The sequence below is a fragment of the Marinobacter shunpengi genome (assembly GCF_045449695.1).
Lineage (GTDB): Bacteria > Pseudomonadota > Gammaproteobacteria > Pseudomonadales > Oleiphilaceae > Marinobacter.
Window position 1 is genome coordinate 211,867 of the sequence record NZ_JBJJKZ010000022.1, and the last position, 14,234, is coordinate 226,100.

A 14,234-nucleotide genomic window follows, 5' to 3' on the forward strand; every position below is an offset into this window, starting at 1 on the left:
CCGGGTCCACCTCTAATCCGTGTGCGAGGCCACCATGACTGACAATAACACCCCCGTTCATCCCCTCGACCAGGCCGTTGCCCTGACCCCCGTCGACACCGGGCGCTGGCAGGGCGCCACCAGCCCGGCCTACGCCAACATGGTCGGGCCGTTTGGTGGCACCACCGGCGCCACGTTGCTCAACGGCGTGCTCTCCCACGAGGAACTGCTGGGCGAACCGGTGTCGCTGACCGTCAATTTCGCCGCCCCCGTGGCGGATGGCGACTTTGAGGTCATCGCCCGGCCAGTGCGCACCAATCGCAACAGTCAGCACTGGTGGGTGGAGATGCTGCAGGGTGGTGAGACCGTGGCCTTCGCTACCGCCGTAACGGCGCGAAGGCGCGAGACCTGGGCCAGCACCGAGAGCGCCTTCCCGGAGGTGCCGCCCGCGTCCGACCTCTCCGATGCGTCCAAGGAAGGTCGTCCGAAGTGGACCCGGAACTACGACATGCGGTTTGTGGATGGTGAACTGATGAAGGAGCCGCACCCGGAGTACCCGTCCCGGAGCCGGGTATGGCTGCAGGACCAGCCGGCGCGGTCGCTGGACTTCGTCTCCCTGTCGGCCCTGTGCGATGCCTTCTTCCCACGCATCTACATCCGGCGGCCAAAGCTGGTGCCCATCGGCACCGTCTCACTGACCACCTATTTCCATGTCAACGGCGAGCAACTGGCATCCATCGGCAGCGCCCCGGTACTGGGCGTGGCCAGCGCCAACCACTTCGGCCAGGGGTTCTTCGACCAGAGCGCGGAAGTCTGGAGCCCGGGCGGAGAGCTGCTTGCCACTACGCATCAGGTGGTTTATTTCAAGGAGTGAGGGGGTGTGTGGGCGTTAAGGCGCGGATGAACCAAATCACAGCGTTGATGTGGAGCCCCACGTAATAGCCCTGCCGTTGATTGACTTTTGCTTATTTCCTGACCAGACTTCGACCGTCAGCTTTATAAAAGGACTCACCAACATGTCGCATGGTCATGACTCCCGTGCTTCCGATGATGCAAGGCGCCTTGCCGATGTGCACATAACCCGTGAGGGCCGGTCCTACATTGATCTGGACAACCCAGACTCCGTCAGGGCGATACTGTGTAAAGCGGACCAGTACAGTAAAATCAAGATAGTTACCGGTAAACAGGAAAAAACAGAGCCCGCCTAGGGCATTACTGAACAGAGGCCAGGGATGGGGCTGATTTACTTACTGGTGGTCTTGGCCTCCGGACATATTTTCTCTCTTCTGCATTTACCCGCCCGATATCGTCTGAGGGTCTCCGATGGCTGGGAAGCATACTTCCATGTCGGAGCCCACGGCGTTGTCATGGTGACGGCAGCGTTTGTCTTCTATTGGCTATCCCATACGTTCTTCGAGTTCTCCATACCGGGTATGGAGAAGGCTGTTCTGAACGGCTTTCCTCTCGCACCATCGGAGATGGAACTCGCGTTCATCGCTCTTCTGTCACTTTTGTTGGCAACAGGTCTTGGGTTGGCTTCCCACCTCTGGCTGCGGAACGAGAGCCGTCGCATCAAGGCGAAAAGAAAGCTGGTTGTGGTGGACCCTATCGAGTTCATGTTGTTTTCATCCCTGCACAGCGGAAGTGAAGACCTGCACGTATTGATTACCCTCGAGAACAACAAAGTTTATGTGGGGCGCGTTGTCGACCACTCCATCGAGCATGGATTGCAGGACAGCTTTGCGATTATCCCTTTTCTTAGCGGCTATCGGACGTCGCTGAAAACCGTCAAATTCAGCATCAACTACACGGATCATTACAAGGAGGCGGGTTTTCTCGTGAAACAGGGAGATCGGTATGTCATCGCCGACGATCTCACCAAACGCTCGTCCCTTGATTATTTCAAAGTTGTCATCCGGAAATCGCAGGTTATTACGGTCAGCTACTTTGATGTGGCTGTGTACAATTCGATTCCACAGCCAGATATAGACGAATAGCGTTCTTTCTGAAGGTTGGCTGCATAACACGAGCTGATTGTCAGCTAGTGTCCCGTCTGAATATGGCCCTTGCAACCGGCTGGGCATCGCCGCGCCAGATTAACCGGACACCTGAATGTACCATCTGGGCCTGATGTGCCCGAAATCCCGGCGGACGTTTGATGTCAGGGCCTTCTTGGAATCCAGCACCGTTGCCTCGCCGTCTTCCCGGACAAACACCACCCAATGCCAGAACGGCCTGCCCCGTTCCATACGCCACTTGATGGCCATGAGCGCCCTGTCCGGCAGGTGCTCCCAGGACTCGAACGGCGTTTCCCGGGGCGACACGGAGATACCGAATTCCCGCAGAAGTTTCCGGACGTGCCCGGTTTCCGACCAAAGCGCGGTATCTGCCGCGTAGATGCCCAGGGCATTCGCCTTCCGTTTGGCCTCCGCATAACTGACGCCCGCAAGAGCCGCGCATGCGGCGATACCACAGCCGGTTGTTTCTTCCTGGATGACTGGTTTCATGTCTGTATCAATCTATATTTTGTGGTAGGGGGCGACGTCAGAAGTTTTCCGTGGACGGTCGCTACACCCAGACATCGTTCTCCGCCTGAAGCTCGCCACCGGAATCACCGGTGTTAACGACGCCCTGGGGTTCAATCAGCAGAACATGGCACTCATTTTCAGCAAAGGGCCTATGTTCCACGCCTTTGGGAACCACATACATCTCGCCCTCGGATAGATGAACAACACCATCCCGAAGCTCAATGCCCATCGCACCTTTGACCACCAGGAACACCTCATCGGTATCCTTATGGTCATGCCATACGAAATCGCCGAGGAACTTAGCCAGCTTGAACTGGTAGTCGTTCATTTCCGCGACGATGCGTGGCGACCAGTGTTCTGAAAACTTGCTGAACTTCTCGGCCAGATTGACGACGTCTGATTGCATTGGTGTATACCTCTATCTGTTCCCGTTCTGTTACTCGACGTGGTCGACGGTGGCAAAGGCGAGGGCTTTACCGCTCCCAAAGGACAGCATGTAAGATTCCGACCAGGACGTGACCGATGTCCCGGCGGTATCCACCAGATCCCAGGTTACAGAGGCTATCGCGCATTCAGATCCCAGCCAGTTTATGGAAAGACTCGAATAGTGACATTCACGGCACCCTTGCGAGTGATAGTCATCCAGGTAGGACTGAAAATACGCCGCCAGATCCGAACCTGAATTGAAAACCTTACATGCATCACCGGGCCCTTTGGCCAGATAGGGAAGGCTGAATTTTTCAGCTACCCGATCACCATCGAAGCTCGAAAATGCGGCGACGAAATCACCGAAAAACGCCCTGATGGCGGGATCCTGTTCTTCATCCATGTGGTTTTATATCCTTAGTGCGTCCGCGTAGTGCAACCTATCAGGGCGGACTAACGTTCATCGTCCTCCCGCCACGTCCAGTAACGATCCTGTCGAATAGGACGACTCATCTGAGAGCAGCCATAGTATGGCCCTGGCGACCTCTTCAGGTTGGCCTCCACGCTGCATCGGCACCGAGCCCTTGACCCGGTCTACACGGTCCGGTTCACCGCCACTGGCGTGAATATCCGTATAGATAACACCAGGCCGAACCGCGTTCACCCTGATGCCCTCTGCCGCCACCTCTTTGGCAAGCCCGATGGTAAAGCTATCAATAGCGCCTTTGGCTGCCGCATAGTCGACGTACTCGTTCGGCGATCCCAGGCGAGACGCCGCGGAGGACACGTTGACGATGGCGCCGCCCTGTCCGCCATGGGTCCGCGACATCCGGCGTATCGCTTCCCTCGCACACAGAAAGCTTCCCAACACGTTCACCGCCAGTGTGTGCTCAATCCTCGCTGCTGACATCTGTTCAACCCGGGTTTGCACATCCAGCACACCCGCATTATTGACCAAAGCGTGGATGGTTCCGAATTCTTCATCCACTGCTTCGAAGAGACCAATCACATCCGCTTCTTTGGAGACATCAGCCGCAAAAGAGGATGCCTTGCCACCGGCTTTCTGAATGTCTCTGACGATCTTGAGGGCCGCATCAGCGTCAGTCAGGTAACTGATGGCCACCGCGTATCCGGAGGTCGCCGCCAGTTTCGCGGTTGACGCCCCAATTCCCCGGCTGCCTCCCGTTATCAGTATCACCTTTTCCATATCCTACTCCTCGCCAAACAACCGCAGTCGTTGGTCCTCTACCGGGCCAGGAACGAACTCGGATGGGTACTACACATTGACTGAGTACTTGAGGTCACGAGCCTCGTCGCCCGTCATGCCCCGGAACCCCCAACAGTGGGCAGGCTGCTCTTTTATCGTGATTTCGACATCCACGGGTGAGATGCCAATCTCTGACTCGATCTTCTGGAATAGCTCCTTGATCAGGGCTTTCTGGGTTTCCGGCTTGCGCCCCTGCATCATATTGATCTCAATGGCCGTGTAAGCGGGCGTTCTGCCGCCTGGGTAATAGAAATCTTCGGCGTCCATTGGGATGAACCGATGAGCCCGCTTGTCCTCCGGCATACCCAGAACTGCTTTCATGCAACCGTGAATGACCTCCGAAAGCCGGGCCTTCACCGGGTTAAGGTGTTCCTTGATTCCATAGATGACGATCATCCTGCCTCCTGCAATGTGTGACGTAGGCGTTGGGTACTGTCTCCGGATGGGGGAGCTATTTCGCGCCATATTCTGGTGGTGGGCGTTCTTAACCTGCCTGATCATCTGCGGGAATCGCAGCTGGATCCATCCACATGGCCTCCCAGACGTGCCCATCTGGATCCGCCAGATTCCTGTTATACATGAAACCAAGTTCCTGGACAGGGTTGATGTCTGCCGTGCCACCATTCTTGGCAGCCGCCTCGTTCATGGCATCGACGGCTTCGCGGCTGTCGCACGACACGGCAAGCATCACTTCGCTGGACGTTGCCGGTGGGATCGGGCGGTCGGTAAAGGTACGCCACTTGGCATGGGTGAGCAGCATGACGTGGATCACCTCGCTCCATACCATGCAGGCTGCGGTATCGTCGGTAAAGTGTGGGTTGTTCTCGAAGCCGAGGGCCTTGTAGAAGTTCATCGATGCCTTGAGGTCCGTCACGGGCAGGTTCACGAAGATCATTCGGGACATGGTTCGCTTTCTCCAGGTTGTTGATCAATTGACAGCGTCATGTGCTGCCTCCTTACAGTCGAACAACCAATCGAGATTTCGACAGCGACGAGAAATTCTTCTGCGTTCCATCGAGACCGCGATCTGTACCGCACCAAAGGCCGTCGGCTGCCATATCTTCCAAAAATGACTATTGCCTATTGATACCGGGAAGGTTCATGAGTGTTATCACCGCCTCAGTCATACTCTGCATGCTGAGGCAGGTCATCCGTAATCTCGAACCAGGGTGCCTTGCTGCCCACAAATACGTGACGTTCTGCCCTTACTCCCGGATCCGTGTCGAGCGTTCCGAGCGGAAAACCATAGACTTCGGGATTCGCATCGAATTTGGTGTAGAGGCTGGAGCCGCAGTTTGAGCAAAAGCCTTTATGCTCTCCGGGAGAGGACTCGTAGAACGTCATCAACTCCTGACCTTTGACGGTGCGCCAGTCCGACGACCGTACTTTTGCACGGGTTCTGAACGCCGAGGCATGTAGCTTCCGGCACATTGTGCAATGACAGTTCAGGATATCGGTCAGCGGACCGTTGATTTCGTACTGAATGCCTCCGCAGAGACAGCTACCCGTTTGCTTCATGTACTACCTCCTTGTGTGATATCAGCTATAAGCGGCGGCTGAAAGCTGCTTGGTGAAGGAGCCTTAAGCCCAGTCCTTTGCGCATGCGCTTGTTGGACTTCATTGGTAAGCAACATTTACTTTCTAACGGGTAAGACCTGACCTCGATCCAGAAAGGTCATCATCAGCTCCTGGCCATTGATGGTAGGCCAATCGAATTATGGCTGCCTGTCATAGACTGCCACACCCTCAGGTATGGAATACCAGTCCTGCTTCTCGCTGACCCAGACATGGGCGGTCGGTTTGATGATGCTGGTATCGGACAGATTTGATGGTTTGAGCTTTATCTTGTCAGGCTGGTCGGGGTTAAAGTGATAGATGCGGTTACCACAGGTCGGGCAGAACATGGCCCCGTTTATATTGCCGCTTTCCGCAACCCGTCTCCATTCCACCATTTCGCCCTGAAACTCGATGGCGGTCGCATCCACAACCGCCGTGATGCTGAACGCGCTGGTAGAGAGTTTCTGGCACTCCTTGCAGTGACAGGCCATCACCAACAAAGGCTCAGCGAGCAATTGATAGGTTACGCCCCCACACTGGCAGGATCCTTCGATGGGATAGTTCATGTCTGTCTCATCCTTCACAGTTCCGACTCAAAAATCCGGTTCAGTTCAGTCTGGGGTATCTGGTCCTTCGCATAGGAGAAGGTGCCGTGTTCCAGCATCTCCTGCGCGGCCGCGCGTAGCTGAAAATAGAGGGCACGGGCCAGGCTGCCACCGATGCTGACCCGGCGGACGCCCAGGTCACGCAATTGCGCGAGGCTTACGTCGCTGCCGCTCAGCCCCATGACCACGTTCAGGGGGCCGGTCAGTTCACGAACCAGCTCGCGAACGGTGTCGACATCACTGGCGCCGGGCGCGAACAGACAATCAGCGCCCGCCTCCCGGTAGAGGTTGGCCCTTTCTATGGCTTCCGCCAGGCCACCCGGTTTCCCGATGTTGAAGCGATCGGTCCGGGCCACCAGCACAAACGGGATACCGCTCTCATCAATCGCTCGCCGCGCCGCCGCTATGCGCTCCACGGCGAGTGATCGGTCGTAGAGAGGATGCGTCTCATCGCCTGTGTAGTCTTCGATGTTGCCGCCTACGGCTCCCGTCTCAATGGCACGCCTGATGGCGTCGGCAACCGCTTCCGGAGAATCGCCGAACCCACTCTCCAGATCGGCATTGACGGGCACTGACACGGATTCACAGATGGCTGAGACCTCCGCAAGCATGGCATCGCGGTCCATTCTTGCGTCGGGAGAGCAGAAACCATTGTCAGGCTTGCCCCGTGAAAAGGCGATGCCCGCGCTTGTGGTGCCGATAGCATCGAACCCGGACGCGACCAGCATCTTGGCACTGCCGGGATCCCAGGCATTGGGCATCAGAAAACAGACATCGTCCTGATGGCGCTCCAGGAAGCTTTCCGCTTTTTGTTTCTGAGCGTCATTCATGCCTGGGCCTTCCTGTGTTGTGGAACTTCAAGCCGCAACAAGCTTCTTCACGTTGAGTTCCTTACGGTGTTGTTCGGCATGCCAAAGCTCATACTGGGACTGCTGATTCAGCCAGCTTTCCGCCGAGGTATCAAAAGCGATAGAGAGCCGAATAGCCATTTCGGGACTAATGCCCGCCTTGCCATTCAGAACAGCGCTCAGGGTTTTGCGGCTAACGCCCAACGCCTCTGCGGCCGCCGTGACGGAAAGGCCAAGGGGCTCAAGACATAGCTCCCGCAATACTTCGCCGGGGTGGGGAGGGTTGTGCATCAACATTGGTAGCACCTCAATGATAGTCTTCGTAATTCACGATCTCGGCATCTCCGTCCTCGAACCGGAAAGTCACTCGCCAGTTACCGCTGACGGTCACTGACCAGATTCCAGCACGATTACCAGAAAGCTCGTGCAAGCGAAGACCGGGCAGGTCCATATCCCTGGCATCCGACGCTGCATTTAGTCTACCGAGAATGAGCCGAAGCCTCTTGGCGTGCGCGGCCTGAATCCCTGCGGTATTGCCGGACTTGAAAAACTTCGCCAATCCCTTGTGTTTGAAGCTTCGAATCATTCCTTAAATGTAACCTGTAACGTATCGGGTGTCAAAGTCCGTAAAGCATAGGCTCAGGTATCGGTTGGGATCAAAATCTGGCAGATCCTCGACGGGCACCAGGCCACTCAAACCACCCGAACCAGTTCCCCCTTTTCCCAACCAAGACGTCCGGTTTCCACCACCTGCCGACGCATGCCCGGCACCGGGCGGATCATGAACAGGTCGCCGTTGCGGCCGAGCAGGGCCTTGGGCACGCCGCATTCCCGCGCCAGGCCGGCGTGGGCGTCCATGTGTTCGGCTTCGCCGTGTACGGGGATGGCCACGCCCGGCTGCACCCACTGGTACATCGCGCGCAGTTCGTCCCGGGCAGGGTGGCCGGAGGCGTGGATGGGCAGGTCGGCGGCTTCGGCGGTGATCACTTCCACACCCTGTTCCCTGAGGCTGGCGATCAGTGCATCGATGGCGTCTTCGTTGCCGGGGATGGCCCGGGCGCTGAAGATCACCCGGTCACCCGGCTCCAGCTCCACCTCGGGATGCGAGCCCATGGCCATGCGGCGCAGGGCGGTGCGCGGTTCACCCTGGCTACCGGTGGCGACGGCCAGCACCTCCTCCCGTGGAAGATAGCCCAGGTGGGCAGGGGGTATAAGGTGGTCGTCCGCGTTCCAGACGCCAGCGGCCTTTGCCGCGCCGGCCATGTTGATCAGCGAGCGCCCCAGCAGCCCCATGTAGCGGTCGGTGGCCCGGGCCACATTGGCCAGGGTGTGCAGCCGGGCGATGTTGCTGCCGAAGCAGGCGACGATGACCCGCCCTGGCGCCCCGTCGACGGCCGCCAGTAGTCCCTTCTCCAGTGCCGACTCGGACACGGAATGCCCCGCCACTGTGGCGTTGGTGGAATCGCATACCATGGCCGTCACGCCTTCGTTCGCGAGGGCCTTGAAGGTGCCCGGCGTGTAGCCGTGGCCCACCAGTGGTTCCTCGTCCAGCTTCCAGTCGCCGCTGTGGAAGATATGGCCCGCCGGGGTGCGGATCATCAGGGCGTTGGGATCGGGGATGGAGTGGGTCAGCGCCAGCCACTGCACCTCGAACGGGCCGATGGTGCGACGTTCGTCCACGTCCACCACGTGGATCGGCACCCGGTGCAGCAGGTCGAACTCCGCCAGCTTGCGACGCAGGATCTCGGCGGTGAAGCGGCTGGTGTAGATTGGACATTGCAGCAGCGGCCACAGGTAGGGCACCGCGCCGATGTGGTCCTCATGGGCATGGGTGATGATCAGCCCGGCGAGCTGCTCGCGGCGGTCGGCGATAAAGGCGGGATCGGCCATCTGCACCGGCGGTTCGCCGCGCCCGTGCACCGTGCCGTCGGCAATCACCCGGCCGGGCCGGGGAAAGGTCACCCCGCAGTCCACCATCAGCCACTGGCCGTCGTGGCCGTAGAGGTTGAGGTTCATGCCGATTTCACCAGTGCCGCCGAGGGGCAGGAACCAGAGGTCGTTGTGGTCGGGCGTCATGGGGGCCTTATTGCTTCCGGGAAGTGAGATCAACGGGCAGTGTAACCCAGAATCCTGCGGGGGCCGCGGCGTTTAAGCGAGCTCATACGGTCAGATCTTGCGTTTTGATGTCCTCCCAGTTCCGGGGCTGGCCGTGTGTGCTAGGCTGAAAACAGTTCTGCTGTCGGCCGGTACCGACAGTTCTGACCAACCGTTACGGCATCCCCAATGGCAGTCAGGGCAATGATCCGTTTCCCCCCAGTAGCTGTGCTGCTCCGCAATGTAGTAGCACTGGCTTTCGTGGTGTTGGTTCTCGCGGGATGTGCCAGCTACCGTCCTCCCGTACCTATGTTCAGCGCCGGCTGCACCACCGCCTGGGAAGATGTCGACCAGCAGTTGCACATGGCGGGTATCGAAGATGCCCAGGGTACGGAAATTCCGGGTTACCCCTATCTGAGGGTCAATCGGACCCTGGTGCATGTTGACCTGAAGTCATTGGACCCGGGACAACGGCAGGACTGGTTAAATCACGCATTGGCCAACGGTGAGAGCGCGTTGCGCGCACGCCTGAAACGCCTGGAGTCTCCCCACGGGTTTGATCCGGCCCGGCTGATGCAGTGTGCCCGGCGGCAGGTGGAGACGCTGGCCGCCGATTCCCGCCGTTGGCAGGCACTGGTGCCTGAGGTACATCAACCGGATGCTTACCTTGACTGGCGCCGGGTTGTCGGTGTCTATCCGCTGGTGCGGCCGGTATTGTCGTACCAGGTGGGGAAGCTTGAGGAGGAGCAGGCTGGGCTCTTCGGCACCTCCGTTGACGGTCCCGATGCCCGCCTCTTTGCCCCGGCCCCGTTGGCACCCGCCCCGGCGGAGGTAAGGGCCATTCTCGACCGTGAACAGGCATGGGACGGAGTGGGGATGCCGTCGTTCGAGCCGGAGGAACTGTCACAGCTACTCGCTTATCATGCGCCCTACCTGATGCTGGCAAGCAGCAAACCCTACGACATACCGGGCAGCCCCCATTGGAACGACAGCCAGTGGCAGGTGACGCCACCGGCCAGGGCCTACACCCTGCTTTCCCGGGTCCGCTGGCAGCACCAATGGCTGCCGCAGTTGGTGTATGTGTTCTGGTTCGACAGCCGGCCCCGGCCCCATTCCCTGGATCTGTATGGTGGTCGCCTCGACGGCCTGATCTGGCGGGTAACGCTGGACCGGAACGCCGATGTGCTGATGTACGAAAGTGTGCACCCCTGTGGCTGCTACCTGCAGTGGTACCCCAACCCGGACCGGCTCCGGCTGGTGCCTGGATCCGTGGGTGACGAGATCATGTCAGTTCTGCCCATAGTGCCACCCGCGAACGATGCCACCACTGCACGGGCAACCCTCCACCTTCAGAGTGGCACCCACTACGTCACCGATGTCCGGTTCGGGTCGCCATCAGCGTCGGGCAAAGCCGCGACCCGGTACCAGATGCTGGACTATGACCAGCTCCGCGCGTTACCGGATGGTCAGGGCGGACATCGGAGCCTGTTCCTCCCCAACGGTCTGGTGCCCGGTACCGCCCGCCTGGAACGGTTCCTGCTCTGGCCCACCGGCGTGCTTTCCCCGGGCGCCATGCGTCAGTGGGGGCACCACGCAACAGCCTTCATCGGCAAGCGCCATTTTGACGATCCGGATCTGCTCAACCGCTACTTCGAACCGGTGCCATAGAGCACGGTCGTTGCTGTTGTGGTGTTCGAGCCAGTTCCCTGAGGCAGCGGCCAGACGATGTGCCGGACACCCATCCCCAAGGCGCCACTTTCCCGGTATGCTGGTCCAATTACTACAACAATCATAAGGAAGACAACGATGGCCGAGGCGTTATTCCTGCGTGATGGCGAAGCCTACGTACCCACCGAGAATGCCAGCGGGCCCTGGAGCCCGGATTACCTGCACGGTGGTCCGCCCACCGGACTGCTGGCGTGGGCGCTGGAGCAGGCAGCCGCCGGTAGTGGCCTGCGCCTGGCGAGACAGACCACCGACCTGCTTCGCCCGGTGCCGTCAAAGCCGCTCACCGTCAGGGTCGAGACGGTGCGCACTGGTCGCAGGCTCCGCGTGCTGCAGGCCGATCTGCTGGCGGACGATGTGGTGGTCAGCCGGGCCACGGCGCTGTACCTGGAACAGGCGCCACTGGACGTCCCCGGGCACGCCCGCTTTCCCGACGACACCCTGCCGGCCCGCGAGGGCCCGGCACAGACGCTGGTACAGATTTCCGAACGCGGCCGCGACGTGCCGCAGCTGACACTCACCGGGCTGCACACCACCGCCGAGGTCCACCTGATCGACGGCGTGCAGGGCCGTGGGGTAGGGCGGGTGTGGATGCGATTGCCGATTCCGGTGGTGGCCGGTGAGCCCTGCTCAACCACCGTGCAGGCGGCCACCCTGGCGGACTTCGGCAACGGTATCGGACAACTGCACGTGGCGGACAACGTGGGCAGTATCAATGCCGACATCAGCCTATACTTGACACGCCCGCCCTGCGGCGAATGGATAGGATTCGATGCGCGGGCCCGCATGGGCGACAACGGCAATGGCCTGGTGGAGACCCGGCTGTTTGACGACAAGGGGGGAATTGGCCGGGTAACGCAGGCTACGTTGGCTATGCCGGTTTATGGTGGTTGATGCGCTGATGGGAAAGTCGCCGGCTGGGGGCAAAATGCGTCGGCGACCTCTGTTGTTCAGTGAGAAATCATGAAAGTTGGAGCCAGACAGAATTTCTGTATTCAGGCCCTGGTTTTAATCTGTTGATCTTTCATTGCAACTTCCGAGAAAAACCCTCTCGGGAATTGCTCCGATACCGTCGTCACTATAGATCTCGAAGTAGTTTACCTGCTCCAAAGCCTGGGACTTGGTCCCAACATAGAGGCTCTTGCTGTAAATGTTGCAATGCCTGACCGGTTGAATCTCCGAAATGCCCCCGCCAAAGACATAAGTCTCCTCCTCGGCGCAATTTTCACTGGTGTCATGAAGGCTGGTTGTCCAGCGCCCGGGGTTGGGGCCGCCCTGAGTAAGCAGAACGCCGCTGTCAGGGATCTGGTATACCCGGGTTCCGTCTTCCGTCAATGGAGGCTCGCCAGACTGGATGCCAAAGACGATATGGAACGATCCCACGTAGTCTTCCGGGATGACATAGCGTTCCGGATGCCGTGTTTCGTCCGACTGCGCACAACCTACTATAAAGATGGTGGCCAGAAAGATGCGGGCGGTGTGGCCCAGTAGGCGGTTTAGAAAGGCTCCGGTCATAGACGAGGGTGTTCCTTGTGCCTGCTATGCCTGTCCATTCTTTTGGTGTGTCTGTCCATCAATCACAGCTGATGTCTTTACCGCTTTAAGGCCAAAGCTCATTTGCCGCTTTGGAGCGTAGCGGAAAAGCGGTCAGTTGCAGCACCTTGTTGGGCGGGGCTACCAATCTACAAGCTCACCGGAACCACCACCTTCAGATGGAAAATCCTTAAAATGGGGTAGTTCATCAACGACAGGCAGGACGGCGTACTGACATTGAACGTGAAGTTGTGGATTGAATTCCCCCTTTGGCAACAGAAACGCATTCACGCTTCGAAGACCCGCTCTAGTGATCTCTGAGAACAGATGTGTACCGCAAGTCTTGCAACGCATTCTTTGAGTCGTCTTCACCACGATAGGAGCGGGAGTTCCGTGAACCACTTTAACTGCTGTCGCAGGGTAAGTGGACGATGCAACATACGCGGCACCATGGGCTACTCGACAATCATCACAGTGACAGTACGCTTGTACAACTGGTGGTTCTTCGATCTCCAGGCTAACTTCACCACAACGGCAATGTACCTCTAGTGTCTTCAAGTTCCTTTCCTCTCAGTGGTCACTGGCGTTCAACATTTGTATATAGGTCCCCACGACCACTTTTCCGGCGACCCATATCTCCATCAAGAATATCTCAAAATTAGGCAGAAAGGCACGCCAGGTCAATGCATTACCAAAGCCGGGTCAATCTACGACCCATGTAAAATGATCAATATCCCAAATTCTTGGTGTCGCCATAGCTTTCTGATTTAAAGAGGAAAAAGAATCCAGCCAACGAGCCCCCCAGTTCATGGTCGCCGCGACCGTTTTTCCAGCCGAGCGTGCTGATCAGGCCCTGGCCAGCAACGCCCGTATTTCGTCGTAAATAGCCGGCGCCGTAATCACGTTGTCCTTACCCCAAAGATCCTCCGGATACCCCTCAGGCACTTCCGAGAAATGCCCAGCCCTGGCCCCAGCCTCCCGAGCAATCAACTTAGCCGCCGCAAAATCCCACGGACTCACAGTTTCATAGTAGGCATCCAGCCGCCCGCAGGCGACCCAGCAGATGTCCAGCGCGGCGGAGCCGATGCGGCGCAGGTCGCGGCAGTGGTGGATCATCACGTCCAGGCGGCGAACCAGGGGTTCCAGGTTGTCCTTGGTGTAGGGGAAGCCGGTGGCGAACAGGGACTGGCGTAGGTCGGTGGCGCCGCTGTGTTGGATGGGCTCGCCGTTGAGGGTGGCGCCCTGGCCTTTTTCGGCGCGGAAGGTTTCGTTGGAGAAAGGCGCGTGCACCACGCCCACCTGGACGCGGCCTTTCTCGGCCCAGGCGATGGACACCGCTACCTGGGGGTGGCCGTAGGCGTAGTTCACGGTGCCGTCGATGGGGTCGACGATCCACAGTGGGGTGTCCAGTTCCTCCGCCTGGGTGAGGTCGGGCATGGTTTCCTCGGAGAGGATGCGGTGGTCCGGGTAGGCCTGGCGGATGGCGTTGGTGATGTATTCGTCGGCCATCACGTCGGCGTGGGTGACCAGCTCGGTCTGCTGTTTGTAGTCGGTGCGCAGGGTGTTCTGTTCCCGTTCCCGGCGGATCAGTTCGCCAGCCTCACGGGCGATGAGTTCGGCGAAGTCGGCAATCTCGGACATGGGGCGGCTCTCCCTGATGGTGTGACGGAAA

19 protein-coding genes are annotated in these 14,234 nt (G+C 58.9%); 4 read left to right on the forward strand and 15 right to left on the reverse strand.

What is annotated here, in order from left to right; all coding sequences use genetic code 11:
* The first annotated feature begins 34 nt into the window (after nucleotides 1-34).
* Entirely contained in the window at nucleotides 35-853 is an 819-nt protein-coding gene (locus ACJO2E_RS19490) for an acyl-CoA thioesterase (RefSeq protein ID WP_406966058.1), read from the forward strand.
* Between the two features lie 358 nt (nucleotides 854-1,211).
* A complete protein-coding gene (locus tag ACJO2E_RS19495; protein WP_406966059.1) occupies nucleotides 1,212-1,976 on the forward strand; it encodes a hypothetical protein in 765 nt (254 codons plus the stop codon).
* Nucleotides 1,977-2,075: 99 nt separating this feature from the next.
* Here the strand turns inward: ACJO2E_RS19495 and ACJO2E_RS19500 are convergent, their stop codons facing one another.
* From ACJO2E_RS19500 to ACJO2E_RS19555, 12 genes are all read right to left on the reverse strand, one after another.
* Nucleotides 2,076-2,486 (reverse strand): hypothetical protein, encoded by a 411-nt coding sequence (locus ACJO2E_RS19500; protein ID WP_406966061.1) that lies wholly within the window; start codon nucleotides 2,484-2,486, stop codon nucleotides 2,076-2,078.
* Between the two features lie 61 nt (nucleotides 2,487-2,547).
* Nucleotides 2,548-2,913, reverse strand: coding sequence for a cupin domain-containing protein (locus ACJO2E_RS19505; protein ID WP_406966062.1), 366 nt, complete (start codon nucleotides 2,911-2,913; stop codon nucleotides 2,548-2,550).
* Between the two features lie 30 nt (nucleotides 2,914-2,943).
* A complete protein-coding gene (locus ACJO2E_RS19510) occupies nucleotides 2,944-3,336 on the reverse strand; it encodes a DUF6841 family protein (RefSeq protein WP_406966063.1) in 393 nt (130 codons plus the stop codon).
* Nucleotides 3,337-3,393: 57 nt separating this feature from the next.
* Nucleotides 3,394-4,140, reverse strand: a complete 747-nt coding sequence (locus tag ACJO2E_RS19515; RefSeq protein WP_406966064.1) for an SDR family oxidoreductase — start codon at nucleotides 4,138-4,140, stop codon at nucleotides 3,394-3,396.
* Between the two features lie 69 nt (nucleotides 4,141-4,209).
* Nucleotides 4,210-4,596: a tautomerase family protein gene (locus ACJO2E_RS19520; protein ID WP_406966065.1), complete on the reverse strand. Its 387-nt coding sequence runs from the start codon at nucleotides 4,594-4,596 to the stop codon at nucleotides 4,210-4,212.
* Nucleotides 4,597-4,684: 88 nt separating this feature from the next.
* Nucleotides 4,685-5,104, reverse strand: coding sequence for a VOC family protein (locus ACJO2E_RS19525; RefSeq protein WP_406966066.1), 420 nt, complete (start codon nucleotides 5,102-5,104; stop codon nucleotides 4,685-4,687).
* A gap of 215 nt (nucleotides 5,105-5,319) precedes the next feature.
* Complete coding sequence (locus ACJO2E_RS19530; RefSeq protein WP_406966067.1) at nucleotides 5,320-5,718, reverse strand: GFA family protein; 399 nt, start codon at nucleotides 5,716-5,718, stop codon at nucleotides 5,320-5,322.
* A gap of 197 nt (nucleotides 5,719-5,915) precedes the next feature.
* Nucleotides 5,916-6,323 carry a GFA family protein gene (locus tag ACJO2E_RS19535; RefSeq protein ID WP_406966068.1) on the reverse strand — a complete coding sequence of 136 codons (408 nt, stop codon included), beginning with the start codon at nucleotides 6,321-6,323 and terminating at the stop codon, nucleotides 5,916-5,918.
* A gap of 14 nt (nucleotides 6,324-6,337) precedes the next feature.
* Nucleotides 6,338-7,192, reverse strand: coding sequence for an isocitrate lyase/PEP mutase family protein (locus ACJO2E_RS19540; RefSeq protein ID WP_406966069.1), 855 nt, complete (start codon nucleotides 7,190-7,192; stop codon nucleotides 6,338-6,340).
* Nucleotides 7,193-7,219: 27 nt separating this feature from the next.
* Entirely contained in the window at nucleotides 7,220-7,507 is a 288-nt protein-coding gene (locus ACJO2E_RS19545) for a HigA family addiction module antitoxin (protein WP_036148342.1), read from the reverse strand.
* A gap of 10 nt (nucleotides 7,508-7,517) precedes the next feature.
* The gene (locus ACJO2E_RS19550; RefSeq protein ID WP_406966070.1) at nucleotides 7,518-7,796 is read right to left on the reverse strand and encodes a type II toxin-antitoxin system RelE/ParE family toxin; all 279 of its coding nucleotides are present in this window, start codon (nucleotides 7,794-7,796) and stop codon (nucleotides 7,518-7,520) included.
* A 107-nt stretch (nucleotides 7,797-7,903) separates the two neighbouring features.
* Nucleotides 7,904-9,286 (reverse strand): ribonuclease J, encoded by a 1,383-nt coding sequence (locus tag ACJO2E_RS19555; protein ID WP_406966071.1) that lies wholly within the window; start codon nucleotides 9,284-9,286, stop codon nucleotides 7,904-7,906.
* Nucleotides 9,287-9,493: 207 nt separating this feature from the next.
* On the opposite strand from ACJO2E_RS19555, the gene ACJO2E_RS19560 reads away from it, so the two are divergent.
* On the forward strand, nucleotides 9,494-10,972 hold the full coding sequence (locus tag ACJO2E_RS19560; RefSeq protein ID WP_406966073.1) for a hypothetical protein: 1,479 nt from the start codon (nucleotides 9,494-9,496) through the stop codon (nucleotides 10,970-10,972).
* Nucleotides 10,973-11,110: 138 nt separating this feature from the next.
* Complete coding sequence (locus ACJO2E_RS19565) at nucleotides 11,111-11,923, forward strand: thioesterase family protein (RefSeq protein ID WP_406966074.1); 813 nt, start codon at nucleotides 11,111-11,113, stop codon at nucleotides 11,921-11,923.
* A 114-nt stretch (nucleotides 11,924-12,037) separates the two neighbouring features.
* On the opposite strand, the gene ACJO2E_RS19570 is transcribed toward ACJO2E_RS19565, so the two are convergent.
* The 3 genes from ACJO2E_RS19570 to ACJO2E_RS19580 all read right to left on the reverse strand — a co-directional run bounded on the left by ACJO2E_RS19570 (nucleotide 12,038) and on the right by ACJO2E_RS19580 (nucleotide 14,203).
* Nucleotides 12,038-12,544, reverse strand: coding sequence for a DUF6843 domain-containing protein (locus ACJO2E_RS19570; protein WP_406966075.1), 507 nt, complete (start codon nucleotides 12,542-12,544; stop codon nucleotides 12,038-12,040).
* A 159-nt stretch (nucleotides 12,545-12,703) separates the two neighbouring features.
* Nucleotides 12,704-13,120 (reverse strand): GFA family protein, encoded by a 417-nt coding sequence (locus tag ACJO2E_RS19575; protein ID WP_406966076.1) that lies wholly within the window; start codon nucleotides 13,118-13,120, stop codon nucleotides 12,704-12,706.
* A gap of 288 nt (nucleotides 13,121-13,408) precedes the next feature.
* Nucleotides 13,409-14,203 carry an inositol monophosphatase family protein gene (locus ACJO2E_RS19580; RefSeq protein ID WP_406966077.1) on the reverse strand — a complete coding sequence of 265 codons (795 nt, stop codon included), beginning with the start codon at nucleotides 14,201-14,203 and terminating at the stop codon, nucleotides 13,409-13,411.
* Nucleotides 14,204-14,234 lie beyond the last annotated feature (31 nt).